Source organism: Vibrio sp. THAF190c (assembly GCF_009363355.1).
Lineage (GTDB): Bacteria > Pseudomonadota > Gammaproteobacteria > Enterobacterales > Vibrionaceae > Vibrio > Vibrio fortis_A.
Genome location: NZ_CP045339.1, coordinates 548,890 through 574,071, shown reverse-complemented (window position 1 = coordinate 574,071; position 25,182 = coordinate 548,890). Strand labels below are relative to the sequence as shown.

The 25,182-nt window shown below is 44.7% G+C and carries 19 protein-coding genes; 8 read left to right on the top strand and 11 right to left on the bottom strand.

Annotated features, from left to right (window positions below):
* Window positions 1-36: 36 nt before the first annotated feature.
* Window positions 37-909: a patatin family protein gene (locus FIV04_RS17535; protein WP_152469911.1), complete on the top strand. Its 873-nt coding sequence runs from the start codon at window positions 37-39 to the stop codon at window positions 907-909.
* 62 nt (window positions 910-971) lie between these two features.
* Here the strand turns inward: FIV04_RS17535 and FIV04_RS17530 are convergent, their stop codons facing one another.
* The 4 genes from FIV04_RS17530 to FIV04_RS17515 form a co-directional block, all read right to left on the bottom strand.
* A complete protein-coding gene (locus FIV04_RS17530; protein ID WP_152469910.1) occupies window positions 972-1,970 on the bottom strand; it encodes a 2-hydroxyacid dehydrogenase in 999 nt (332 codons plus the stop codon).
* Window positions 1,971-2,137: 167 nt separating this feature from the next.
* Entirely contained in the window at window positions 2,138-2,470 is a 333-nt protein-coding gene (locus FIV04_RS17525) for a DUF1971 domain-containing protein (RefSeq protein WP_152469909.1), read from the bottom strand.
* Window positions 2,471-2,514: 44 nt separating this feature from the next.
* Window positions 2,515-3,297: a ferredoxin--NADP reductase gene (locus FIV04_RS17520; RefSeq protein WP_152469908.1), complete on the bottom strand. Its 783-nt coding sequence runs from the start codon at window positions 3,295-3,297 to the stop codon at window positions 2,515-2,517.
* A 204-nt stretch (window positions 3,298-3,501) separates the two neighbouring features.
* Entirely contained in the window at window positions 3,502-3,879 is a 378-nt protein-coding gene (locus FIV04_RS17515) for a hypothetical protein (RefSeq protein WP_152469907.1), read from the bottom strand.
* 475 nt (window positions 3,880-4,354) lie between these two features.
* Between FIV04_RS17515 and FIV04_RS17510 the strand changes: the two genes are divergently transcribed.
* Window positions 4,355-6,388 carry a TonB-dependent receptor gene (locus FIV04_RS17510; RefSeq protein WP_152469906.1) on the top strand — a complete coding sequence of 678 codons (2,034 nt, stop codon included), beginning with the start codon at window positions 4,355-4,357 and terminating at the stop codon, window positions 6,386-6,388.
* A gap of 94 nt (window positions 6,389-6,482) precedes the next feature.
* Here the strand turns inward: FIV04_RS17510 and FIV04_RS17505 are convergent, their stop codons facing one another.
* Complete coding sequence (locus FIV04_RS17505) at window positions 6,483-7,274, bottom strand: MBL fold metallo-hydrolase (protein ID WP_152469905.1); 792 nt, start codon at window positions 7,272-7,274, stop codon at window positions 6,483-6,485.
* 118 nt (window positions 7,275-7,392) lie between these two features.
* Between FIV04_RS17505 and FIV04_RS17500 the strand changes: the two genes are divergently transcribed.
* A complete protein-coding gene (locus tag FIV04_RS17500) occupies window positions 7,393-8,364 on the top strand; it encodes a GlxA family transcriptional regulator (RefSeq protein WP_152469904.1) in 972 nt (323 codons plus the stop codon).
* 122 nt (window positions 8,365-8,486) lie between these two features.
* A complete protein-coding gene (locus FIV04_RS17495) occupies window positions 8,487-9,374 on the top strand; it encodes an acyltransferase (protein WP_150869921.1) in 888 nt (295 codons plus the stop codon).
* An 83-nt stretch (window positions 9,375-9,457) separates the two neighbouring features.
* Here the strand turns inward: FIV04_RS17495 and FIV04_RS17490 are convergent, their stop codons facing one another.
* From FIV04_RS17490 to glgX, 3 genes are all read right to left on the bottom strand, one after another.
* Window positions 9,458-10,195, bottom strand: a complete 738-nt coding sequence (locus tag FIV04_RS17490) for a tRNA (adenine(22)-N(1))-methyltransferase TrmK (RefSeq protein ID WP_152470658.1) — start codon at window positions 10,193-10,195, stop codon at window positions 9,458-9,460.
* A gap of 127 nt (window positions 10,196-10,322) precedes the next feature.
* Window positions 10,323-12,080, bottom strand: coding sequence for a diguanylate cyclase (locus tag FIV04_RS17485; protein ID WP_152469903.1), 1,758 nt, complete (start codon window positions 12,078-12,080; stop codon window positions 10,323-10,325).
* A gap of 243 nt (window positions 12,081-12,323) precedes the next feature.
* On the bottom strand, window positions 12,324-14,306 hold the full coding sequence (gene glgX / locus FIV04_RS17480) for a glycogen debranching protein GlgX (protein ID WP_152469902.1): 1,983 nt from the start codon (window positions 14,304-14,306) through the stop codon (window positions 12,324-12,326).
* A 434-nt stretch (window positions 14,307-14,740) separates the two neighbouring features.
* Here glgX and FIV04_RS17475 point away from each other — a divergent pair, with 434 nt between their 5' ends.
* The 3 genes from FIV04_RS17475 (at window position 14,741) to FIV04_RS17465 (ending at window position 17,909) form a co-directional block, all read left to right on the top strand.
* On the top strand, window positions 14,741-16,060 hold the full coding sequence (locus FIV04_RS17475; RefSeq protein ID WP_050487373.1) for a carbohydrate porin: 1,320 nt from the start codon (window positions 14,741-14,743) through the stop codon (window positions 16,058-16,060).
* 80 nt (window positions 16,061-16,140) lie between these two features.
* Window positions 16,141-17,007 (top strand): MalM family protein, encoded by an 867-nt coding sequence (locus tag FIV04_RS17470; RefSeq protein ID WP_150869924.1) that lies wholly within the window; start codon window positions 16,141-16,143, stop codon window positions 17,005-17,007.
* Window positions 17,008-17,069: 62 nt separating this feature from the next.
* Window positions 17,070-17,909 carry an alpha/beta hydrolase gene (locus FIV04_RS17465; RefSeq protein ID WP_152469901.1) on the top strand — a complete coding sequence of 280 codons (840 nt, stop codon included), beginning with the start codon at window positions 17,070-17,072 and terminating at the stop codon, window positions 17,907-17,909.
* A 56-nt stretch (window positions 17,910-17,965) separates the two neighbouring features.
* Here the strand turns inward: FIV04_RS17465 and FIV04_RS17460 are convergent, their stop codons facing one another.
* The 3 genes from FIV04_RS17460 to FIV04_RS17450 all read right to left on the bottom strand — a co-directional run bounded on the left by FIV04_RS17460 (window position 17,966) and on the right by FIV04_RS17450 (window position 23,999).
* Window positions 17,966-20,743: an amylo-alpha-1,6-glucosidase gene (locus tag FIV04_RS17460; protein ID WP_152469900.1), complete on the bottom strand. Its 2,778-nt coding sequence runs from the start codon at window positions 20,741-20,743 to the stop codon at window positions 17,966-17,968.
* Window positions 20,744-20,821: 78 nt separating this feature from the next.
* Complete coding sequence (gene malE / locus FIV04_RS17455) at window positions 20,822-22,000, bottom strand: maltose/maltodextrin ABC transporter substrate-binding protein MalE (protein WP_150896795.1); 1,179 nt, start codon at window positions 21,998-22,000, stop codon at window positions 20,822-20,824.
* Window positions 22,001-22,367: 367 nt separating this feature from the next.
* The gene (locus tag FIV04_RS17450; protein ID WP_152469899.1) at window positions 22,368-23,999 is read right to left on the bottom strand and encodes an alpha-glucosidase; all 1,632 of its coding nucleotides are present in this window, start codon (window positions 23,997-23,999) and stop codon (window positions 22,368-22,370) included.
* A gap of 195 nt (window positions 24,000-24,194) precedes the next feature.
* On the opposite strand from FIV04_RS17450, the gene FIV04_RS17445 reads away from it, so the two are divergent.
* Window positions 24,195-25,109: a LysR family transcriptional regulator gene (locus FIV04_RS17445; protein ID WP_152469898.1), complete on the top strand. Its 915-nt coding sequence runs from the start codon at window positions 24,195-24,197 to the stop codon at window positions 25,107-25,109.
* Window positions 25,110-25,182 lie beyond the last annotated feature (73 nt).

Below are 25,182 nucleotides of genomic sequence, written 5' to 3'. Positions count from 1 at the left end.
TTTTATCAGTTTTAGAGCAGTAAATAGAGTAGAAAAATGAGTAAGAAAGCACTGATTGTAGAAGGTGGCGCAATGCGAGGTATTTTCGCAGCGGGTGTATTGGATGCATTCATGGCGGAGGGTTTTAAACCGTATGATTTTGCATTCGGTGTGTCGGCTGGCGTTTCCAACTTAATCGGCTATCTGTCTCATGCACCACGTCGTAGTCTAGATGTGATCACCACCATGGCGACAGACAAAGCCTTTTTTAACCCAGCGCGTTTTGCCAAGGGTGGCAATTTGGTAGACGTGAAATGGTTGTGGGAAGAGTCGAACTTACGTTACCCATTAGATTACAGCCGTCTATTTGGCGGCATTCCGTTTTATGCAGCGGTGACCAATGTTGAAACTGGCAACGCGAACTACTATCAAATTAATCCAGAAAATCTATCCAATGTTGTAGAGGCGACAACCGCTTTACCCATCGCTTATCGAGAAACACCATGCTTTTCAGGCGGTTGTTATACCGATGGTGGTGTCGCGGACTCTATTCCTGTTCGAGAAGCTTATCGTCGTGGTGCACGTGATATTACGGTGATTTTGTCGCATCCATTGAGTTATCAGATGAAGCCACAAAAATATCAGTGGGTGATCAAAAAGCTGCTTTCAAAGTATCCAAATATTGCAGAATCGATGGCGGTACGTGCTGAAAACTATAACCAGTCGTTAGAGTTTATTCGTAACCCACCGAAGGATGCCAAGATCAAAGTGATCGCGCCACCAGAGAATTTTGGAGTAAAAAGGCTGACCATGGACCAGACGCTATTGAGTGAGGGATACCAAATGGGTATCGATGCGGGTAATGAACATTTGGCGATTCGAAACGGTATGCATGGCTTAGATACGGAAAACTGCCACTTCTGTATATAGGACCTTTTAATGAACCACGAGCTCCAAGTCAGCTCGTGGTCATTCGTATCTAGAGCTATCGGTTATAGCTCGATAAGCTCATTGCCACTCTTTTCATTACTAAAGTAAGCCGTAATGCTACCGAGCGTGGTGTTGGCAATGTTTGATAGAGCATCTTTAGTCAGAAACGCTTGGTGGCCAGTGAATAGTACGTTGTGACATGCAGACAAACGACGGAATACATCATCGACAATCACATCGTTAGATTTATCTTGGAAGAACAGCTCTTTCTCGTTGTCGTAAACATCAAGGCCTAGTGCGCCAATCTTGCTCTGTTTTAGAGCTTCAATTGCCGCCGTAGAATCCAGCAGTTCACCACGGCTGGTATTCACGATCATCACGCCATCTTTCATTTTGCTAAATGCTGTAGCATCAAGTAGGTGATAGTTCTCTTTACTCATAGGGCAGTGCAGAGAAATCACGTCAGAGTGCTGGTATAGCTCATCCAGCTCGACATATCTTGCACCCAGCTCTTCAGCAAGTGGGTTAGGGTATGGGTCGTAACACAGAATGTTCATTCCTAAGCCTTTCAGGATACGCATGGTCGCGAGACCAATTTTACCTGAACCGATGACACCAACGGTCTTACCGTGAAAGTTGAAACCAACCAAGCCCTCAAGAGAGAAGTTCGCGTCACGAGTACGCTGATATGCCTTGTGCAGTTTTCGGTTTAGACACATCATCATGCCGACGGTATGTTCAGCCACGGATTCTGGTGAATAAGCTGGAACGCGAACAACCTGAAGACCAAGGTCTTTTGCTGCCTCGAGGTCAACTTTGTCGAAGCCTGCACAACGCATAGCGATCAGCTTAGTGCCACCTTGAGCCAATACTTCCAAAACGTCGCGAGATAAATCATCGTTTACAAAGGCACACACTGCTTCACAATCGTGAGCCATCTTCGCTGTCGTGGTGGTTAAACGAAAATCGTGAAAATGAAACTCAGCCTTGAGTTCACCTTTCGCCAGTGTAAATGACTTTTCGTCGTATGATTTTGAGCTAAAAAAAGCAATGTTGAGCATGGCTTCCTCTCTTACCTTAAACATCAATAATAAGTATCAAAATGATCAATTCACGCAGTGTGCGCCACTTTAGATGTGTTGTCTATCATGATTAGTCATTGTTTTTATTATGGTTATTTTGTGGTTTTATAGGACTACTCGTTATTGAAGATCTTAAGAGCACACTGTTATTTACGAGTGTTGAACATCTTCTTAGTCTCTTTTTCAGACCAAAAGTTAATGTTGAATTGCGCGTCGTCACTGAGTTCAACACGGTGCCAGTATTGAGGAGGGCTCGTAGCAAATTGACCCGCTTCAATCACGATGACCTGCTCTGGCTCTGTAGCATCAGCATTAGCAAAGCCATAGAAAGTGACAGTCCCTTCCATTACACAGATCTGCCCAAACACACCCTCGGCGGTATTGTGGTGGTTGAGTAGTGCCGCTGGGATATTGTCTTTGGTGAAAAAGGGCGTTGAGCGTTGAATCGTCCAGTGTTTTGGAATACGTAAATGGGCCATAAAGTGATCCTTTTGTCATTGAATTTGAAGAGAATGAATTCGGGTTACCAGTAATTTTCGCTACTGAATTGACCGGGTTTACGACGTAGGTGCTTTTCTAATCCGAGCTGATTTAAGGCTGCGCTGGTGTCGCGAACCATTTCTGGATTGCCGCAAAGGTAGAAGAAACTACGCTCTTTATTGATAGTGACAGTCGTGGCTTGCTCAAGGTCGCCTCCAAGTAACAGACTTGGGATTCGTCCGCGCAAAGCTCCGGTAACGGATTCTCGTGAAATAATTGGCACATAATGAAGCGTTCCTTGAAAGTGTTGGATGAATGTTTGGATGCGTTCTTGATAAGTGAGATCAGCTTGAGTCCTTACCGCGTGAACGAGGATGAGGTGCTTAAACGGCAGAGGTGTCTCTTGTTGTTGAAGCTGTTCTAAAAGCGATAGAAATGGGCCAATTGCGGTACCTGTTGACAACATCCAGAGATCTTTCGCGGTCGGAGGGATCTCTTCGAGCGTCATGAATCCACTAGGATCCTGCCCAACAAACACCTCATCACCTTGTTGGAGCTGGTGGAGTCTGGGAGACAGTTGTCCGTCAGAGTCTTTCACTATCAGAAACTCTAAATGTTGATGGCCCTTTGTGTGTGAAGGAGCATTCACCATTGAGTAGGCGCGTCTGACTAATTCTCCTTGCTCGTTTTCGAGCCCTAGTTTGGTGAATTGTCCCGCAAGATAACTGGAGACAGGCGCTTTCACTTCAATCGAAAAAAGTTGATGGTTCCAATCAGTTCTCTCAATCACTGTACCTGACACTAAGCCGTGGGGTAGTTCTGTCATAATCTTAATCTCCTATTGAGTGCCTCGATAGCAAGGCTCTAATAAGCATAATCAAAGAGTCTGACTTAATATTAGCAGGTTACATGCCATTAATGAGAATCGTTATCAAATGGGGTTTGGGAATATTTTCAGTTGATTTAAGAGTCCATATGACTCAATAAAATTTATTTCCCTATGACTTGGCTGTGTCTAAATGACTTATTTTTAGATCTTGGAATCCCTAATTGCTTTAGCGAGCTTTTTTGAGCCTTGGGTCGATATCAAGTCATCAAGCCGAATTGAACGGTTAGTGGCCTTGTTGTTGGATGGCTTTGTTTTGGTTGCCACTTTACAGCTAGGACAAGCAGGATTGGTGAGTATTGAGCGAGGTTGTTTAAAGACGATGTGGTTGCAACTTGGGCAAAGCAGAGAAACCTTTGTGGTCTGATTTTGGTAGTGATAGCTATCGGTAAATTGATAACCAAACTCGATAGCAACTTGTTCTATTTCACGCTGAGATTTGGCACTTCTTCTGACTATGGGTTTGATTGAAAGGAGGTATTGTTCAAAGTCAGAGTCCGAAAGTTGGTAAAGAGTTTTCATAAGAATTTTTCGATAGCGATGGTGGCGGTTTTGTTATGTCGTGAATCATCATAGCAAGGGCATCTGTTATCTGGCGTAACGACATGTAAGCGCGGTAAGGAAAGTTAAGCCATCGAATTATTGTGAAGTGTCCAAACCAGAATATAACCAATTAATTGAATAGTAATGTGATCTTGTATTCAGTTTTTGGATTTACCCTGTTGGTAATTATTAGCTTATTTCGAACGGTTTGGGTGGGTTTCGTGCGGGTTTCTTTTAAAAAGCCACCAGATAGAGACTGATGGCTACCTATTTCTAGGATTTTTTGAAATATTCAGTTCAAAAAACAAGAGTTCAGTGAACTTTTATGAATACTACATTGTGATTTTATAAAAATAAAGCATAGAAAAGTAAAGAATGTAAATGAGATGAATTATCATTTGCATCGTGTATTATGCACCGCTCTTGTTGTTGTTTATAAAATATAAGTACCATTATGAAACTGAAGTCACTCTCTGCAGCGATTACCGTTGCACTTACTACTTTTGCTGCCCAAGCTGCCGATGAAACCGTCGTTGTTGTCGGTTCCGCCCTAGATCAACACGTTCAAACTGAGATCAACTCTGATACTCTGGAACAGAAACAAGCGTCAGACATTAAAGATGTTCTCAATACCATGCCGAGCGTAACGGTAGATGGTAACGCTCGTTACTCTCGTAAAGTCTTCATCCGTGGTATGGAAGACAAGTTCTCGGTTGTTACCATTGATGGCGCTCGCCAAGAAGGTCAATTGTTCCACCACTCAGGTGACCAGACGTTTGATCCTGCAATGCTGAAATCAGCAGAAATCACTCTAGGTGGTAACTCTGTACTTTCTGGTGCGGGCGCGATTAACGGCTCATTCAGCTACGAAACAAAAGATCCGAGTGACTTACTGCGTGGTGACGAAACAGTTGGTGCACGTGTTAAGACTGGCTACCAAACGGCTTATGAGCGTTTCACTACTAACGTAGCTGTTTACGCGAAGCTAAACGACAAACTGCAATTCATGGGTATCGCTAACTACTCTGAAGATGGTGACCTACATATCCCTGGTGAAGATGACGTTACATCTAAGCAAGGCGAGTTAAAGTCTGGCTTGGCGAAAGTGGTATTTATTCCAAACGACGCCAACGAATTTAAGCTGACATTCAACAAATACGAAGATGGTGGTAAGCGCCAGCTTTCAGGTGAAAAAGCGGGTGCGCTGTACGCAGATGATGAGCATAACTACCATGCAATCAGCCGCGATACAGTGACACTAAACCACCATTACGACAATGGCAGCGATCTTGTAAACCTAACAACTGACCTGTACTACAACCGTCAGTACATGGACCGTGATGCACTAACTGAAGACTACGGTAACTGGGATAATTCATCAGGTAGCTGGGTATTCACTAAAGACGGCGAACTGTCTATTCCAGATCGTGAATACAATGTAACAACCATTGGTGGTGATATCCGTAATATCTCATGGGTCGGTGATCATGAGCTGACTTATGGTGTTGAAGGCTACAAAGCGAAACAGTGGATTGACTCTGGTTTAGGTACTTACACTTCAGGTACTAAAGCAGGTGAAACTAAGAACTACGACATGGATGGTGGTACCGTTACTGCTTACGGTATCTACGCTCAAGACGCCTTTGAAATCAGTGACTTCCGTTTTGTGACAGGTCTTCGTTATGACGTGCACGAACTAGGTGGCGTGTTCTCTGGTAAGTACGACCAGCTTTCACCTAAGTTCCAAGGTGAGCACCAAACAACAGACAACCTAAGACTACGTGTTGGTTATGGTCGTCTATTCAAGGGTGCTGCACTTCCTGAAACGCTAACCATGAAAGCCGCGAGCGATGTAAATCAAGCGGATACTAAGGCGATGACAGGTAACAACTACGAAGCGGGCTTCGATTACGATTTGTCTGATTTGCTTGCAGCTGATCACGCAATCCTAGGTTTCACGGCTTACCAGTACGACCTTGATAACCAAATGCACCCAACGAAAAACAACACAACATTGGCAAACCAGTACGATGTTGAAGTGTGGGGTGTAGAGACAGTATTTACTTACAGCATCGATGACTTTGCGCTATACGCAAACCACTCGTTCTCCGACGGTGACCAAACTAGTCTAAAAGATGGCACAACAAGCCATATGAACAAGACAGGTATCCACAACATCAAAACAGGTTTCAATTACAGTCTATCTAACGAGCTAGTGTTTGGTTGGGATGCGCGTTTCGTACCGGGTAATGATTACACAGATGCAAAAGGTGTGAAGATTGAACGTGCTGGCTTCGGTACTCACAACATTTGGGCGGCTTACGTTCCAGATTTTGCTAAGGACCTGTCGGTTAACCTTGCTGTCGATAACCTATTTGATAAGAAGTACGCTGAGCACACAGGCTTTGGTATCTCTTGGGGTTCTGAGAAGTACACCAGCTACGAAGCAGGTCGTAACTTCAAAGCCTCTGTTGCTTACAGCTTCTAAAAAAACAGACACTGCCCAGAGCAAGCCCCGCATTACGCGGGGTTTGTTCTTTTTGGAGACAGAAATTTTGATATTTAGAGTTAATATCTCTTGTTTAAAACTCTAGTGTTTCACCATCTTCAGGAATCAATACCTTGTCAGCTAACTGATGATGTTCAAGTGTCTGCTTTAATGTTGAACGCTCGATAGGGCAGTGATTCAACGCTTCCATATGATTGGCGATCACTTTACCTGGAGAAAGGCGGATAAACTCCATCACCTCATCGGTTGGCATCAACAGAGGCTGTCCCACATCCATTTGAGCTTGACCAGTTGCGACCACAGTAATATCGGGCTTCAGTTCGTTTAGCGCACGCTTGACGTCGTCAGTCAGTACCGTATCACCACTAATATAAATTGAGGGTTCATTTAGAAGCTCTAAATAGAATCCACAGCCATTTGCCATCACTTTATGGATCCAGCCATGACCATGTTGCGCAGGCACCGCAGTGATCTTCCCCTCTAGATAATCCGTCTCGACCCAGCTGTCTAAACCATGACTCACGGTAATCCCATACTTCTCTAGGTAAGCTTTATCTTTGCTTGGTGTGGCGACTGTAATGCCGTTATTAACCAAGAAAGCTTCACCTGCTGTGTCTAGATGGTCACCATGTTGTAGGGGTTTGAAACCAAAGGTTTGACTGTGTGTGATTAAAGCATGAGTCACCGTATCAAGTAGTGGCCCTGCATTGGCGGGCAAGTCTACGGTCGGGTTTTTGGCTGCTTTGAAGCGCAATACAGAAAACGGAGGCAGTGAGCCTTTTTCACCTAGCATCGGATCAATCAGAATACGGTATTGGCCTGATTCAATAATAAAAGTGGCACTGCGAAGGTGATGAATTTTCATGATGTTTGCTCCGATGAATTAATGTCCAACAATTATGATGCAGAGTGAAAAAGTGTAATACTGTGTTTAAGGTAATCTATCGCTCAAATTGGGCCATTGTTCTATTGAGGTCATTTTTATGCTTTCGTCTTCTACTGAGCCTGTAAAAGTCGCTGTGATCGCGTTTGAAGGGATCAGCGCATTTCATTTGTCGGTGCCCTGTTTGGTTTTTCAAGATGTATTCATTGAGCAGCAACCCAAGTTTTCAGTGAGCTTGTGCAGTGTCTCTGGGGCTGAGTTTTCCTCGGGATCAGGCTTTGGTATCAGTATAGAAGAGGGGATTGAGCGTGCCCGCGATTGCGACATTATTGTAGTGCCGAGTTGGCCCAACTCTTTACCTCAGGTGCCGAAAGCCCTAATTGATGAACTGATATTGTGTCATTCGAAGGGTAAAACCATTGTAGGGCTCTGCTTGGGTGCATTTGTGTTGGCAGAAGCGGGGTTACTCGACGGGAAGAAGGCGACGACTCACTGGGCTTTTAGTCAGCAGTTCAAGGAGCGCTTTCCTCTTGTCAAATTCGATGAACAGCCTCTGTTCATTGATAACGAGAGCACGATTACTTCAGCGGGTACCGCAGCTGCGTTGGATTGCTGCCTACATATTGTGAGGAAAGTATGTGGGACTGAGGTCGCGACTCAACTTGCGCGTATCATGGTCACTGCCCCGTATCGCTCTGGTGGTCAACAGCAATACATTCCGACGCCGATACAAACTAAGCCAAGTCAGGCAATTAGCTTTGAAGGTGTGATTCAAGAGATAGAGCAGAACCTAACTCAGTCATACAACCTAGATGAAGTCGCTTCATTGTGTGCAATGAGTCGACGTACGTTTACGCGTCAGTTTAAAGCTGCGTATGGGTGTTCGTTTGGTGAATGGTTACTGCAACAGCGTTTGAAACTCAGTCAGCGATTGTTAGAGTCCACCGACTACGCAATTCACCAAGTGGCAGAGCAAGCAGGCTTTGGGTCTGAGAGTGTTTTTCGCAAGCACTTTAAAGCGACTTTTAACTTGGCTCCCACCCAATGGCGTGACAAATTCGCTAAAGTCTAACTGCTATGACCACTCGGTAAATATGTCATAAATATTTCAATCGGTAGATAGAGAGGCTGTGAAAAAGGTATAATATGCGCTCCTGTTTTATACCGAATTTCGTTAAGTTACTGTTTACCAATATGTTAGATAACCTCCGTTTAGTCATCAGTGTTACCTTGGTGACTATCAACACTGCCGTGATAACGGTGCTGATCTCTTTGCTTGCCTTGATTAAACTGCTCATTCCTGTTGCCTCGGTAACGAAATTGTCTAACCGTGCGTCTGATGCTGTGTTTTGGCTTTGGGCGACTGTGAATCTCGGTATTTTGTCTTCGATGAACCGTATCGATTGGCAAATTGAAGGGGGTGAGGAACTATCAAAAGAACAGTGGTATTTGATGATGTCGAATCATCGCAGCTGGGCGGATATTGTGGTTTTAGCCTCGGTGATGAAAGACAGAATGCCAATGCCGAAGTTCTTCCTTAAGCACGACCTTCTTTATGTACCGTTTGTGGGCTTGGCGTGTTGGGGCTTGGATATGCCGTTTATGAGAAGGCACTCGCGCGAGTTTCTGCTTAAAAACCCAGAGCGCCGCAACGATGATTTCAATGCGATTCAGAAATCTTGTCAGAAGTTTCAAAACAACCCGACGACTGTAGTGAACTTCGTGGAAGGCACGCGCGTGAATGCTGATAAACTGGCGACAGTGAAAACTCCTTACCAACATCTACTAAAGCCAAAAACGGGTGGTGTGGCGTTTGCTCTTTCTAATATGGGGCATATGCTCAATGGTGTCGTAGATGTGACACTGGCGTATCCAGAGAATCAAGAATCACCATTTGAGGATATGCTTAAGGGCAAGATGACCAAAATTGTGGTGCGAATTAAGGTACACCCAATGGATGAAAATTTAGACGGCAACTACTTTGAAGACAAAGTCTTCAAGCGTCGTTTCCACGGTTGGTTAAACGGAACCTGGGAAGAGAAAGACCAGTACCTTGATGGTGTGTATAGCAGTAAGCAATAGCCTACGTCATTGATGCCAGACACAAGAAAGCCGATTGATTCCAATCGGCTTTTTCTTTGTCTTCGATTCGCAGTTCTAGCTATTTAAACGGCTTGGTAGTGCTCAATGATATGAGCCACCGAATTAGGCTTTCCTTGCTTTTCTAAACCAAAAGAGATGCGCTGATAGTGTTGCAAAGTACGCTGTTTGTATTTCTCGATTACCTGTTGTTCTTGTTCACTGTTGGGTAACCAAATCTTGTTGCCGACAGGAGACACTTTATGTTGGTGTAAGTGAGTACCAGCTAACCCGCTAGTGGTTGGTTGATAAGTTACATGCAGAATTTCGTAGAAGCGTCGGTTCTCTTCCACGAGCTTTTCATCGATCATTGAGAAGTCACCTTTCCCGAGATACTCACGCAGCTCAAACAGTTGATGCACTGGACACAGTAGAAAATCTAAGGAGATATTCGGGTTATTTGAAATGACAGCTTCTATTAGCGCCTGTGTTAGTTCTCCGCCGACACCCGCAATGACAACCAGATGTTTGCCTTTGTGATCGGTAAGTGGCAGTTGGCTCATGTCCATACAGTGCACGTGCCACGGTTGAGTGGTTTCGCTATCTTGGTTGCCCAGATTGTTAGTGACAAAGTGCTGACTAAGAGTTGCTTCAAGCTCGCTCATCAGGCTGGGAACAATATCGACGAAGTGAATATTCGGCGCTTTTTGCTCAATCAATAGCTGCATACCTAAGTGGCCATGATCGCAGCAGCAATCCCAGATATGGTCATAGGGTTTAGTAATGAGGTCACTGATAGATTGAAGTCGATGACTGAGCTTTATCATGAGTAGGTTCTTTCTATTGAGCGAATGACTGCGTTGGATTTGACCGGAGAGGCATTGTAGTCGGTTTCAGAAAAAACGAAAGCACCGAAGAGGGAGCTCAGTGCTTTTGTTTGCTTTATCGGTTTTATGCAGCGGCGGAGGAAGCTGAGTCTTCCGGTGATATAGGTTTGAAATAACCTTCGACGCGGTTTCGGCCTAGTTGCTGAGCAATCACTTTGGCTTGTTCCGCTAACGCCAGAGCGGGTTCTGACTCCCCTTCGAGCGAAGAAAACCCAATGCTGACGCTGGCTGAAAGATCAATATCAGGCGTCTTAATTGTGCTTGATGCAATGGATATCCTGCACTGGTCTAGCTGTGTTCTAGCATCATTCTCGTTGTTGGCTTTAAAAAGAATGGCAAACTCTTTGCCACCCATTCGTGCCAAACTCAAACTCTTTGGTTTTGGAAAGTTGGAGCGAATGGCTTCGGCAGTGTTCTTAATTAAACGATCACCGATGGTTTCGCCATAAGCGTTATTCAGGTGCTCGAAATGGTCAATATCCAGTAGAGCGATAAAGGTATCAGGTTCACTAAGATGAGACGCTAAGGCAGCATTGAAGTTGTTCTTGTTATCAAGCTGAGTCATCAGATCTTTGCAACTTAGTTGATGGTGCAATAGAAGATTCGCTAATGATGTTTCAGTAGCGCTTCGAACCATGCGCAGAATAGAGCGGCTAATAGGGAATGTGCTGTTGATGTAGAGCACGGCGAGCAGCTGCTTGCGTGAATGGAGTGGAATGCAGTAGTGACGCTCAGTAATTTTAAGGCTTCGAGCCAGTGAGTCAGCATACCCTCCATTGCGGTAGATTAGACTATCTGGCAGTAAGCTTTGTGCTAGGGATTGACTGGTGTGCACAATGCGCTTGTTTCCATGGTAATCGATCGTGCTAAATGCGTGACTCGTTGAATCATAGAGACAAAATTGAATGCCCTTGTTGTAGCAGAAGTGATTGATTACTGATTTAAGCTGACGTTTAAAGCCTGCTATATCATCCACTTGATTGAGGAGTGAAAGTGTTAGGTTGAGCCTGTGAATTAGATAATTGGCGACAATCCAGAGTAGTAGTAGTGAACCAAGCACAATCGCGGTCAAGGTAAACTGATGTGAGCTCGTCAGTATGTCTTGTCGATCGGTACCGGCAATGAATACCCAGTTTAGGCTGTTATCTGCATCATAAACCGATACTTTAAAGTGATCTTGATAGTAGTACTCGTGCTGCCCAGAGGTTTGCCCCAAGGATAGCTGGTGGCTGATTCCCGCATGAAAACTGATCGATTTTGTGCCTACTCGTGTCGGGTCTGGGTGGAAGATCAGCCTTTCTGTTGAGCGGTCGACAACAAATATGTAGCCATTATTCAGTGTTTTCAGATCACGTAAACCTTGGGTGGTGTGAAGAAGATCAAACTCGATCCATATCTCTTTCGGGCGGTCTGAAATAGTGTGCTTAACCGCGAATACCCAACGTCCATCAGTTTTTTGATAGACGGAAGAGATATAGAAATCTTCTGCGACACTATCGATTCTGTGCCATGTTAGGCTGCTTAGTGTCGACGAGGGGAGGGATAAGCCGCGGCTAGAGAGGTATTGCTTGGTATCTAAATGATATAGGACGATATCGGAGAAGTTAGGTGTGCGTTTGAGGATGTTTTCACTCAGTTTGATGAAGGCGCTTTTCGAGGCCGTTTGACCTCGTTCTAACCTGGTTTCCAGGAGGTAGAGCTTGCCAAAAGTGGCTTCAATGTTGGACCGAATAATAGAGTTACCAATCCGAATGTTAGAAGCAGACTGCTCCCGCGCTGAGTTCTCCATTCGCTCTAACTGCGCTGCCGCTAAATAGATCATTCCTCCTGTGAGTAAAACAATATAAGGTTTGAAAAGACGAATTAATGTTTTAGGTAAAGCCATGATATCCAAAGACGTTATAGATTCATTTTTATAGTGGCAGCATACTAAACAGTTTTCGTAATCACATCAATGCAAATGATTCCATATAAAAGAAACGGATTTGTGATATTCACCGAATAAAAAAACCAGCTATAAATATAACTGGTTTTTATGTAAATCGTTCTTATATTGAGCGTTTTTCTATATGTTTACGCTGTTCTCTTGGCTAGGCGCTGTAAAGTGCAGAATAGCCATCGACGTTGGTGAAAGCAGCATTTCGCCTTCTGCAGAGCCTGGTTTTACGTTGTGAGAATTGGTATCACAGATCGTTACCCAGTTTTGCTCTCTGTCATTTGGCAGTTTAAAGCGAGCTGGCGCATTGGTTTGGTTGATCAAGTAGATCATCTCATCGCCATCTTCACCAATTCCCAGATGTAGAGCGACAGAGCTGAGTCGATTCCAGTCATCGTGCTCCATCAGCGTGCCATCGACACGGCTCCAGAAGATTCGGTTCGAGTTACGCTGTTCACCACTAAACGCCTTGATGAATGGCACCATATATTCTTGGCGTGCTGAAACCATGTCAGAGAGCCACTGTTTAAAGTCAGACTTACGCTCACTTGGTTCCCAATTTAACCAACTCGTCTCACTGTCTTGGCAGTAGGCGTTGTTATTGCCGTTTTGAGTATGAGACAGCACATCTGCTGTCAGAATGTGTGGGATACCAAAGGCAAACAGTAAGCTCGCCATGAAGTTGCGTTTCTGTTTCTCACGGGTCGCGATCACTAGGGTATTTTCAGTTTCACCCTCTACACCATAGTTTTCCGAGCGGTTATCACCGTGACCATCGCGGTTGTTCTCACCATTCTCTTCATTGTGCTTATGCTTGTAAGACACAAGATCTTGCATGGTGAAGCCGTCATGGTAAGTGATGTAGTTGACCGTCAGCTTATAAGGCCAGTGTGCGGCGCTGTAGATATCGCGTGAGCCCATTAGGCGTGTCGCGAACTCTTTTAGATAGCCTTGATCACCGCGCCAGAAGCTGCGGGTAATGTCTCGCAGTTTGTCGTTACATTCGTTCCAACCGAGTGGGAAGTTACCCACTTGATAACCGTTCGGACCAATATCCCACGGTTCAGCAATCAATTTGGTCTCTTTCAACACTGGGTCTTGAGCTACTGCTTTGAAAAACGCCGCTTCTGGACTGTATTGATCGCCTTGGCGACCCAGAGTTGCAGCGAGGTCGAAGCGGAAGCCATCAACCTTAAATTCAGTCACCCAGTAGCGCAGCGTATCCATCACCAAGTTAAGTGATGCTTGGTATGTTAGGTCAACCGTATTGCCGCAGCCAGTGAAGTTTGCGTAGTGGCAACCGTGCTTGATGTAATGACGATGATCGAGCGCTTTTAGGTTGAAGGTACAACCGCCTTCACCACCTTCCGCAGTGTGGTTGTAGACAACATCTAGGATAACCTCAATGCCATTACGGTGAAGTTCACGGATGGCTGTTTTGAGCTCAGTGACGGCGTCTTTTTCTGCATAACGAGGGTCTGGAGCCATGAATAGGTATGGGTTGTAACCCCAGTAGTTAACCTTGCCCATGTCTAAAAGATGCGGTTCGTGCATACAAGCAGCAACCGGTAAAAGTTGCAGCGAGTTGATGTTCTGTTCTTTGTAGAAGCTGAGCATTTCAGGGCTGACTAATCCCATGTAACGCCCTTTGCTGCTGCTTTCTAGTTCAGGGTGCAGATTGGTGAGGCCTTTGACGTGGGTTTCGAATAGAACTGTCTCTTCTCGGGAAATCTTAGGCCCTTGAATGCCTTGCCAATCGAAGTTGTCATCTGTCACTACACACTTTGCCATACCGAAACTCTTTTCCGGCGTATAAGGCGTTTGATAATGAAGTGGCTCACTGAGTGCCTTGCCATAAGGGTCAGAGAGCAGCAGTGATCCTTCTTCTGTCTCAACGATGAAGCCATATTTTTGACCTGCAGAGATACCCTCGACAAAGGTGTACTTAATGCCAGCGTATTCGTTTTCTAATTTATAAGTGACAAATTCATCATTCTCGTCAAAGAGGGCGAGTGAGAGATTAGGGCAGTCAGGGGAATAAATAGAGAAGTTACAGCCAGTGTCATCTAGCGTTGCACCGAGTGGATATGGGCGTCCGAGCGTTCTAGTCATTGCTTTATTTCTTATTCGTTAAACAGCTTTGGTGAACTATTAGTAAAAAGCTTTGTCTCTTTAAGGTCAAGCAACTTCAAGAAGAATTTATTGTTAAAAAAATAATTTACCGATTAAGTTCAAACAATATATTTGAGCTGGATCTCATTTGATATGAATAATTAGATCTGTGTACTGTCTACTCCTCCTAGATTAAGTGATCTAACTCTTCTAAACACCATTCTGTAAAATTTCTACTCCCTTCTCATCCCCCTTAATTTAGTTAGGGGTGGAGGAAGTCAAACTTGTGCGCCCCCCTTAATATTGACCCCGTTGAAACGAATCAGGGGAAACCCTAAACCTCTCTATCTTACGTCCGCCATTACTGCCTTTGGCTGTCGCAAGAGAGCAAAAATATAAAACCTAAAAATAAATCGTCCTTAATGGAGTTAAGAATGAAAAAAGTAAGTTTGATTGCTGCAGCAGTGACTACCGCGCTAATGGCTGGCTCAGTATACGCAGAAGAAGTAGCTCTTGATGTAACAAGTGGTGATGAGGCAATGGAAGTTGAGGTAGCTAACCCAACTGACGTGATTGCTGATGGTTGGGAAATCCACGGTTACATGTCTTCTAACGTTCGCGTTGTAGATGGCAAAACAGTTGATACTGAATTTGGTAAGCCAGATTACAAAACAGCAGGTACACACGGTAAGAGTACTAACCAAGTTGAATTTGTAGTTAAGAAGCACTCAGAGTACCAAAACGGTGTTTGGGCGGACTACGTTCTACGTACTGAATATGGTAACGGTAACTCTTACGCATACACTTCTTCAGGCAGCCAAAAAGACAACACGACTGCACAGTTTGAAGTAAAAGAAGCGTTTGTTGAGCTAGGTGGCATTCTTGGCGAAGACACGTCTATCTGGGGTGGTCAACGTTTCCTAAACCGTGCTGCAGGTATCCTATCTGGTGAGTTCTGGAAGCAATCTTCTGGTATCGGTGCTGGTATCCAAACTAAGCTAGGCGGCAACACTGCTGGTATCGCTTACATGATGGCAGATACTGACGATTCAATTAACAATGGTGCAGACCGTGCAACTCTATCTTCTCTAGACCTTTACTACTACGGTGTAGATGCTGGTATCGGTTCTCTAGACTTTGACTTCAAATACGGTCAGCAAGCTCTAGACGGCGAGAATGACGACGGCTTCGGTGCTTCTGTAACATTGAACACTAGCTACTACGGCCTAGACGGTTGGACACAGAACGCGATCGCTTACGGTAAAGGTGTAATGCAAAACCGTGGTGTGAACTTCGGTGGCTGGTCTGGCGGTGACGACAACGCTGAATCACTATTCCTAACTTCTTACGGTGTACTAAACATTTCTGATCGTGTTCAACTAGGTACAGAAGTAACTTACATTACAGCTCTTGACCAACTTTGGGGTGCTGAAGGTCTAACTCGTTACATCGTAGCAGCTCGTCCTTCTTACAAACTGAACGACAATGTTCGTCTAGAAGCAACTGCATCTTACGGTCACGAAGAAGGTGATGAAGGTTACTGGGGTCGTACTGGTGACGCTGTTGAAAGCAACATCATCAACTTAGAAGTTGCAACTGCATTCACAGCTAACTCAGACTACTTCGGTCGCCCACAAGTGAAGCCTTACATCAGCTACATCAAAGCTGATGATGAAGCAAGTGCATCACAAATCGGCATCGAAAACGGTAAAGACCAATTTGTATTCGGTGTTCACACTGAAATCTGGTTCTAAACCATTTATAGTAAAGGGCAGCCGATTGGCTGCCTTTTTCCGTTTCCCCCTACTAACAACCAATAGTGAGAGAGATTACAATGACAAATAAAAGCTCCATGTTAGCCGTTTTACTAGGTGCCTTGCTAAGCGGTTGTGCTTCAGATGCTCAAGTACAAACACAATTAACGCCCCCAACCAATGCAGAAGTATGTTGTAGCGATTTTTCGCAATTTCCATACGCCCAACTTAACGACAATGAAGATTTAAAATTTGATATCGACTTAGGTTCTCCTGTCGGTACCTTTACAGCAGGCAATAGCCATTTTGCGGCCTTTAGATTCAGTGATCGCTCCGGAGAAATGGTAGTGACGCTGTCTAGCCTGATGATTGATGACTCAGTGTTTGCTCCGGAAGCAATTCTATTGGATGAAAATTTTCAGCCAGTAAAAACACTGAAATTTGAAGATTTCAAAATTCGCGCATCAGATGCTTTTACTCGCACTAGCTATATTGAGCGCGTGCGTATCGATGCAAGCGAAACCCCATTTATGGTTGTTTACACACCAGCGGATCAATTAGGTAAAGCGATTCAGGTTGATCACCCAGCCAAGGTGCGTGCCAAAGAGTTTGGTGAAGTGATGCCAATGGTGACTGACCCTGTTTACACAAAACAGTTAGGTGGTCGCTTGGAGCTGGAAGTTCAAACTCTAAAACTTCGCCCTTATCGTGCCCAGCCAGTTGTTGTGCCTGCAGCAGTAGCCGCAGCACCAGTTGTCGCTGAAACGAAGAAGCCGACAACGCAAATCCGTGTTCAACAAGAGACTCAAGACTTCTACATCTCTGCCATTCAAAATGCAGTTAAGTCCGGTGATGTGCCAAAAGCACTCAGCCTATTAGACGAAGCCAAAGCACTGAATGTCGAAGGAGCTCAAGAAGCCTTTGTACGAGCAGTCAACGCTAAGTAATTGAACAGGAATAGCGCCTAATATAGGCGCTATTTTTTTATCTAGAGTTAACGGTTTTTGTAATGACACAAATAGAACAAGATGACCTGCTATTGATTGAGGCGTTTCCTATGCCTCAATTAAAGCGCACTCGCACCCTACGAATTTACCTCCCTTACGATTACGCTACATCTAACAAACACTACCCCGTGCTCTACATGCACGATGGCCAAAATGTGTTTGACGAGCTTACTGCGACTTATGGCATGTGCTGGCAAGCAAAGACCACCTTGGATGAGATGCAAAAGCAAGGTGAAACGGATGGCATCATCTTAGTCGCGATCGACAGCAGCGATGAGCTCGATAAAATGGGACGCTACAATGAGTATTCGCCTTGGAAAGCGACAAGTCAGATCAGTGAGTTTGGTATTCCAGACGAGCTTTGCGATTTTGGTGGTGAAGGGGATGACTACGTCGACTTTATTGTTGATACGTTAAAGCCATATATTGATCGTAATTACCGAACCCAACCACAACGTAACTCCACTTATTTAGCGGGCAGCTCAATGGGTGGATTGATCAGTTTGTATGGCGGTGGCAAGCATCAGCATGCCTTCGGTGCGCTAGGCGTGTTTTCACCTGCGTTTTGGTTTAACCACTGTGAATATTTTAATTATGCCTCTGGTCTGGAGTTTGAGCTTCCTGTTAAGATCTATATGGATATGGGAACCAATGAAAAACGAGAAGATACCAGCGTAGATTTTGCTCAGGTATATTTAGAGGGTTCCCGCTCTATGAATGATATTTTATTAAATAAAGACAATGTCTCTCTTATTTATATGGAAGGAGAAGGGCATGAACATAATGAAATTGCCTGGGCGAAACGCTTTCCAGATTTTATTCGATTTATTATGAACCACTAGAAAAAAGCCTGAACAACTTATTTGATATATTTTTGTTCAGGCTTTTTTATTTACTATTAGTCTTTCGCTACTGCGAATTCCTGATTTTCCCTTTTATTACGTAAGTAGTCCTGATTAAGAATACTATTGTGGGCGATTGAAATATCAGGTTGTGCAAACTCAAGCTCTTCTAACAGTTCATAATTTGGTTGGTTATGAATGGTTACTGCCGCCTTAGAAGTATTCGTTGTCACTTCACCACTCTCTTGATTAATGATGATCTCTAGATCAATCGCAAGAGGCGCACGAACTTCTGCGTAGTGACGGTTATTAATATCTAGGGTTAAAACCAGCTCGATATCAGACATCGCTTCCGACTCTTCACTCGATGAGAAAGCATATCGAGTTACTTCATTATCTGACGAATAACCTAAGACAATTTGTTTATTGTCGCCATAAGGTAGCGATGCGTTAAATTTCGTCCACTGCTGAGGTAGCTTAGGCGCAATATTAATACGATTGTCGAGCAATTGAGGGCGGTAGCCTAAGTAATCTTGCTGAGCGTTTCTTGCGTACTCTGATACCGACCAAGCTTGTGCAAAGGTGCCAGATTCAACCAACTTGTTACTGTCGTGTTGGTAGGCATCTAAGTTTTCACTCATGGTGCCACGACATCCTTGATTAAGGATCTGCTTGGCAAGGTTCTTAGACAGTTGGTAGCTAAAGTCTTGTTGCTTGTATCGAGTTAACGCCGTTACGGTAAAGCCGGCATTCCAGCCCCAGATTGTTCCATTGTGATAGGCCGCATCTTTGTGATATTGGCTTTGATTGTCGTGATAGGGGTGGAAGTCGATATGTTGCTGCTGCAGAGAACAGATACCCCAAGGGAACAACAACTTATCGACCGCATTTTTGACGATGTGTTGCTCAATGTCAGGCGTAGTCAGGGACTCTTGCTGCGGAATCGATATTGTCATTAGCTGGTTTGGTCTAACGCTATAGTCAGGCTTATCGCCATCGGTTAGATGGTCCGCTAAACAACTTTGCTCTGAGTTCCAAAACTGGCTGATGAAGCTTTGCTTTACTTGAGAAGCGCGTGTATGCCACTGCTGTTTACTCTCATCATCACCAACAAGGTCAGCTAAAGCCATCGCACAATGAAGGCTTTCGAACCAGAGTGCCTGAATATCATTCGCTTTCGGTCCTCTTGGTGACCATGGAATCGCGCCGTCAATTTTAGCATCCATCCAAGTATCAGGATGTCGGTGGCTCATTAGGCCATCTTGCGCAAGGTAATGCTTCTCTACGCCTGAGATAAAGCGTTTTAAAGCTGGGTAGATGGCTTTAGCAAAGGCCTCGTCTCCCGAGTAGTTGATGTATTCTAGCGCTTCACGAATCATCCATGGTGTGCCATCTGTGGTGTTATAGATGATATTAGTTTTACTGGTGACTCGGTTTGGAATGCGACCAAAGTTAACCGAAGATTCGTCGGTCATCTGCATTGCTGCGAAGTTCTCAATAATGGCCTTTGCTTCTTCAAAGAAACCGTTAACCAGGCTAGTTCCAGATAGCGCGATAAAGGTATCTCGTCCCCAACAGTCTTTAAACCAAGGTAAGCCAGCCCATATCCCAGTACCGAATTCATGGCTCACAAAGGTACGGCTGGCCAAACGAGCCCACATTACTGCTCTGTTGTACTCAACGTCGTTGGTCCACAAGTAGTTGTTACATAGGAACTGGTAAATCGCTTGCTGGTGGCGAACAAGTGCACCTTTCTCTGCAGCGTCTTCTGCCATGTATTCAGCTTCTTGTCGCTGATGTGCAAAGCTTATGTACAGCACCAGTTCTGTCTGCTCTTCTTTTGTTGAGAACAGCAGATTGATGTTGTTTGAAGAGAGCTGCATAGGCTCAGCGATAGAGCGGACTTGCTCTGGCGTAAGCTCTTCAACTTGTACGGCGTGATTGGCTATGAGTGAAACAAACTTAGGGCACCCTTCAGGACAAACCTGGTCATCGAGCTCTAGGATGATGTGGTTAGAAGACTGGTGAACCTGCACGTAATGGCTTGGAATATTGAGTTCAGGCAGTAGGTTTAATGTCTGCTCAGTATCGCTCTTAACGGAAATTGCGACCTGTCTTTTCTCTTGCATCAAGCTCAAGCAGTCTTGGCTCGATGGATAGTGATGCTCAAGCCCATAAGGTATCAAAGACGCTTGTTTTGCTTGGGTTTTGTCATTGATAACGCGATTGATGAAGCTTGCAAACCCACCAAACAACCAACCTTGATGATGGCGATATTTGCCGCTGTTGATGAAGGTGTGCGTGGTACCGTGATAGTAGCCATCAACGTTGTCGCCAAACACGAAAGTAAACGGCGTTGTTTCGGTGATCGCAAGATTGGCAAAAAGATCGTTCGCCTCTAAAGCGAAGCTAGGCTTTCTCCACTCTTGTTGCTCGGCCTCGATTGCCTCTAATGCAATATCGACAGGTGGCCTCTGTGTCACAGCTTCTGATTGCTGTTCACCTTGCTCTATGGTCATGGCTGGCGTGTCAGATGCAAGGTCAATGGTCACAGTGTAGTGGCCTGCGGCTTGAGGTGTGAAGAGTAAGTCATTACCAATGCCTTGAGTGTTAACCAGTGGTAACACGTTTTCTAGAGCACATTCTACGGCTTTGGTTGGGTGGCCTGATAACGTCCATTGCTTGGTGCCATCGAGATCGGAGATCTTAAAGCGGTATTGATCTGTAGAGAGGCATAACGTGGCTTGCAGTGTATGGTCGTTGATTGCTGTAAGTGGGGTATCGAGTCCCCAGCCATTAAACGTACCTTTTAGGTAGAGTGTTGGGATTTGCATAGGATGAAGGTTCCAAAACAAAAAAAGGCACAGCAAACTGCTGTGCCAAAGGACATAGGATATTAATTATGGAATGGTTTACTTAGTAATTTGTTTTGCGGCAGTGTCTAGCGCTTCACGCACGGTTTGCTTGCCTTGCATTGCGTTATCAATTGCAGCACCCTCAGCGAACCAGTAAGCGGTCATTTGTGGGATGTTTGGCATGATTTCGCCGTTTTCTGCGTTAGTCATTGTTGACTTGATGCGCTCATCACTCTCAAGAATCTTCTGGAATGATTTCAGTGTTACTGCACCAAGAGGCTTATCATCGTTCATGATTTTTAGCGCGTCGTCTTGGAATAGGTAGTTTTCTAAGAACTCAACAGCTAGATCCGTATTTGGGCTCGAAGCGTTGATACCCGCACTTAGGATACCTACGAATGGGTTACCTTTACCGCCGTTCAATGTTGGCAGTTCAGCAACACCGTAGTTTACGCCTAGCTTATCTAGGTTACCCCAAGACCAAGGACCATTGATGGTCATTGCTACTTCACCTTTAGTGAACTCAGCTTCAGATACAGAGTAATCCATGTTTGGATCAACAACACCTTGGTCAACCATGTCCACTAGGAACTGTAGGCCGCGAACGCCAGCTGCGTTGTTCACACCTGTGCTTTTTGCGTTGTAACCTGTCGCTGTTTTCTCAAATGCGAATGCACCACCCGCTGAGATCATCGGCCATGTGAAGTAAGCGTTTTTCACGTCCCACATGATCGCTTTCTTGTTCTGCTTCGCCATCTCTTTTTGAATGTCAGCTAGCTCTTCCCAAGTTTTTGGTGGCGTAGGCAGTAAGTCTTTGTTGTAGATAAGAGAAGGTGCTTCGATTGCCAGTGGGTAACCAACAACTTTGCCGTTTACTGTTACTGCATCCCAGCTGAAGTCGACAAGTTTTTCTTTAAATTCTTTGCTTGGGTTTAGTTCATGAAGCAGGCCAGCTTCCGCGTAACCACCAAAACGGTCGTGTGCCCAGAAGATGATGTCAGGGCCGCCGCCTGTTGCAGCATGCTGTTGGAATTTCGCTTCTAGAGAATCTGGGTATTGAACCTTGATTGCAACGCCTGTGTCTTCTTCAAACTGCTTACCGATTTCAGCAAGGCCAGCGTAGCTCTTATCGCCATTGATCCAGATAGTGATTTCGCCTTCTTCCATCGCAATAGCAGGAGCATTGCATAGAGCAGCAAGGGTACAAATTGAAAGTGTTTTTAATAGAGGTTTCATAGTCTTGTTCCATATTAAGAAGGTTATCCGTAACGGGAAACGCTTCTACCAGTTCTTATTATCTGCTGAAAATAATATCGACTAATTTAGCCTTTGAGAAATAGGTAAACGCACCTTTGATATAGTAAAAAACTATAGCAATGCTGATATAGTGCTGTTTTACAGGCTATTGCCATAGTTTTGTGAAGTGGCGCGTATAGAGAAATGTGAAGGCGGGCTCAAACTATTTTGGGGTGTTGAAAGCCATCCAAAACTAAGCGCTAGGTTGCTTAGGTTAAGATGTGAAATGTTGGATAGAATCGATGGCTTTGTGTAATAAAAAAGGCAAGGAGAGCCTTGCCTTTGGTGTGTTGAATTTAACGTATGATTACAGTTTTATAGCGAATGATTCATACGGTGCCAATTCAAGTTTGGCTGGCAACTCAGTGATCGTTTGATAGTTATTGATGAGGCAATCAAGCGTCTGAGTTTGGTATTGTTCAGGCATATCCAGTGTCAGGTTATCGTTTGAGAAGTTACAAACCACAAACAGCTTTTCGCCATCCAGTTCTCTCACGTACGCAAACACTTGGTCATGCTCTTCAAAGACCGGAGTGAATGAACCATAAACGATTGCAGGATGTGCTTTGCGAAGCTCAATCAGTTTTTGATAGTGGAAGAATATTGAGTTTGGATCGCTCAGTGCACTCTCTACGTTAATCTCTGGGAAATTCGGGTTCAGTTCGATCCAAGGTGTACCTTCTGTAAATCCACCATTAGGTTTGTTGTCCCAATGCATAGGCGTTCTAGCGTTGTCACGGCTGTTCTCGTGAATCGCGCCCATCATGTGTTCATGGGTTACGCCCGCTTCTGTTTTTACTTTGTAGAAGTTGTGAGTCTCGATGTCTTTGTATTGTTCTAACGTATCGAAAGCAACGTTGGTCATGCCGATCTCTTCGCCTTGGTAGATGTAAGGTGTCCCTTTTAGGAAGTGCAGACACGTTGCGAGCATTTTCGCTGATTCAACGCGATACTTTTTGTCGTCACCATACTTAGAGACTAAGCGCGGCAAGTCGTGGTTGTTCCAAAATAGCGAGTTCCAGCCATCGTCAGCCAGTTCTACCTGCCACTTGGTGAGTACGTTCTTGAATTCACGCAGATCTAGCGGGATTGGATTCCACTTGTCGCCATTTTCCCAGGTCAGGGTTATGTGTTCGAATTGGAATACCATCGAAAGCTCATCGCGATCTTGTGCGCTGTATAGCTTAGCGATTTCAGGCGTTGCGCCCCAGGTTTCACCAACTGTGAGTAGGTTTTTGTTGCCAAAGGTCGCTTGGTTCATCTGTTTCAATAGGGAGTGAAGACGTGGGCCGTTGCCAGTGATGCCTTTATCAATCTCTTTGCCGATAAGATCAATCACATCAAGGCGGAAACCACCAATACCTAAATCAATCCACCAATTCATCATCTGGTGAACTTCTTCTTGTACTTTTGGGTTTTCCCAGTTTAGGTCAGGCTGACGTTTTGAGAATAGGTGGAAGTAGTACTGCTCTGTTTGCTCGTCCCATTGCCATGCGCTGCCACCAAAAATAGATTGCTGATCATCCGGTGCGCTGCCATCTGGTTTTGCGTCACGCCAGATGTAGTAATCGCGGTATGGGTTGTCTTTTGAAGAACGAGCCTGTTCGAACCAACGGTGTTCATCTGATGTGTGGTTGACCACAAGATCCATAACGATCTTGATATCGCGCTTTTTGGCTTCATCCATCAAACGTTTCATGTCTTCCATGCTACCGAATTCTTCGGCTATCGCTTGGTAGTCTGAAATGTCATAGCCGTTATCATCCATTGGAGATTGATAAACTGGCGACAACCAGATGACATTGATGCCCAGTAGTTTTAGATAGTCAAGTTTGCTAATGATGCCGTTTAGGTCACCAATACCGTCATTGTTAGAGTCTAGAAAGCTGCGAGGGTAGATTTGGTAGACTACCGCGTCATGCCACCATTTTTGTTCCATTGTACGATCTCACTTATTCATTTCACTTTCGTCACTATAGAGATTTCACCTCTCTCTGGGAAATAGCGAGAATGGTGCTCTCTATAGAAAAATCCTATATCATTGTGGTTTGAGGCGGGATCCAGTCTTAGCTGTCTAAAACTGTTGAAATTCTAACCTTACATTTTGTGATCCGATGCAAACTAAGAGAATACGATGAATAAGCTCTACCGATATTTTTTGATGGTTGCGCATACAGGCAGTATTAAAGGTGCTGCTGAAAAGCTCAATATCAGTCAGCCATCATTGACCGCTGCGATTAAGAAACTTGAGAACGATATTGGCGTGCCGATTTTTGTTCGTAAGTCGAAAGGTGTTGAGCTCACTGAGTATGGCTTACTCTTTCGTGAACATGCTCAAGAGCAGCAAGAGAAGCACCTTTCTTTAATGCATCGTTTTACCGATATGCAGCAGCGTCAACTGGGTAAGTTGAAGTTGGGTACGGGCGAAGCTTGGTGGGAACAGTTTGTTCGCGATGCGGTAGCAACCTACAAAGAGCAAGAGCCTTCGGGATCACTTCATCTGGAGTTCGGCAACAATCTCTCTTTGATGCATCACTTGGTACAAGGCGATATCGATCTGTTTGTTGGCCACGAAATCTACGGTTTGCATGAGCGATGTAAAGTGACCTTTTATCCGCTGTTTAGAGATAAAGAAGCGATGTTTGTGAGGGCTGAACACCCTTTATTGACACGGAAAAAGTTATCGACTGAGGTGTTGATGACTGAGGCCGAGGCTTATCCGATCTTGCGGGTTACGCCAGATCACTCGCGTCACAACTCGGTATTGAGTGATCATGTAAACTCTCAAATCATGACCAAAGAGAGCGAACACCTGGGCCGAGATATCTATGATGTGGACTCTCTATCGGCCAGCATCGATCTGTTGAAAATGACCGATGCGGTTATGCCATATAGTCACACCATGTGCCAGTGGATGGAAGAGCAGGGTGTTGAGACACTTTTGGTGAACAGTGAACGTTTGGGGAATGTTGGGCTTTACGCAAAGCAGGGCGTGAAGGATAAAAAGATCGAGGCCTTTATCGAGATTCTTCAGCAACACTCTTATTAGTGTGCCCTAATTTCTGCGAGCTTGAATTTTCTGCGATCTTACGTTTTTAAACGAGTTGAAAAATAAAACGCTG

What these genes read in the sequence shown, in the direction of transcription:
- FIV04_RS17535 (WP_152469911.1), top strand. Translation starts at nt 37, where the DNA reads ATGAGTAAGAAAGCACTGATTGTAGAAGGTGGCGCAATGCGAGGTATT.
- FIV04_RS17530 (WP_152469910.1), bottom strand. Translation starts at nt 1,970, where the DNA reads ATGCTCAACATTGCTTTTTTTAGCTCAAAATCATACGACGAAAAGTCA.
- FIV04_RS17525 (WP_152469909.1), bottom strand. Translation starts at nt 2,470, where the DNA reads ATGGCCCATTTACGTATTCCAAAACACTGGACGATTCAACGCTCAACG.
- FIV04_RS17520 (WP_152469908.1), bottom strand. Translation starts at nt 3,297, where the DNA reads ATGACAGAACTACCCCACGGCTTAGTGTCAGGTACAGTGATTGAGAGA.
- FIV04_RS17515 (WP_152469907.1), bottom strand. Translation starts at nt 3,879, where the DNA reads ATGAAAACTCTTTACCAACTTTCGGACTCTGACTTTGAACAATACCTC.
- FIV04_RS17510 (WP_152469906.1), top strand. Translation starts at nt 4,355, where the DNA reads ATGAAACTGAAGTCACTCTCTGCAGCGATTACCGTTGCACTTACTACT.
- FIV04_RS17505 (WP_152469905.1), bottom strand. Translation starts at nt 7,274, where the DNA reads ATGAAAATTCATCACCTTCGCAGTGCCACTTTTATTATTGAATCAGGC.
- FIV04_RS17500 (WP_152469904.1), top strand. Translation starts at nt 7,393, where the DNA reads ATGCTTTCGTCTTCTACTGAGCCTGTAAAAGTCGCTGTGATCGCGTTT.
- FIV04_RS17495 (WP_150869921.1), top strand. Translation starts at nt 8,487, where the DNA reads ATGTTAGATAACCTCCGTTTAGTCATCAGTGTTACCTTGGTGACTATC.
- FIV04_RS17485 (WP_152469903.1), bottom strand. Translation starts at nt 12,080, where the DNA reads ATGATCTATTTAGCGGCAGCGCAGTTAGAGCGAATGGAGAACTCAGCG.
- glgX (WP_152469902.1), bottom strand. Translation starts at nt 14,306, where the DNA reads ATGACTAGAACGCTCGGACGCCCATATCCACTCGGTGCAACGCTAGAT.
- FIV04_RS17475 (WP_050487373.1), top strand. Translation starts at nt 14,741, where the DNA reads ATGAAAAAAGTAAGTTTGATTGCTGCAGCAGTGACTACCGCGCTAATG.
- FIV04_RS17470 (WP_150869924.1), top strand. Translation starts at nt 16,141, where the DNA reads ATGACAAATAAAAGCTCCATGTTAGCCGTTTTACTAGGTGCCTTGCTA.
- FIV04_RS17465 (WP_152469901.1), top strand. Translation starts at nt 17,070, where the DNA reads ATGACACAAATAGAACAAGATGACCTGCTATTGATTGAGGCGTTTCCT.
- FIV04_RS17460 (WP_152469900.1), bottom strand. Translation starts at nt 20,743, where the DNA reads ATGCAAATCCCAACACTCTACCTAAAAGGTACGTTTAATGGCTGGGGA.
- malE (WP_150896795.1), bottom strand. Translation starts at nt 22,000, where the DNA reads ATGAAACCTCTATTAAAAACACTTTCAATTTGTACCCTTGCTGCTCTA.
- FIV04_RS17450 (WP_152469899.1), bottom strand. Translation starts at nt 23,999, where the DNA reads ATGGAACAAAAATGGTGGCATGACGCGGTAGTCTACCAAATCTACCCT.
- FIV04_RS17445 (WP_152469898.1), top strand. Translation starts at nt 24,195, where the DNA reads ATGAATAAGCTCTACCGATATTTTTTGATGGTTGCGCATACAGGCAGT.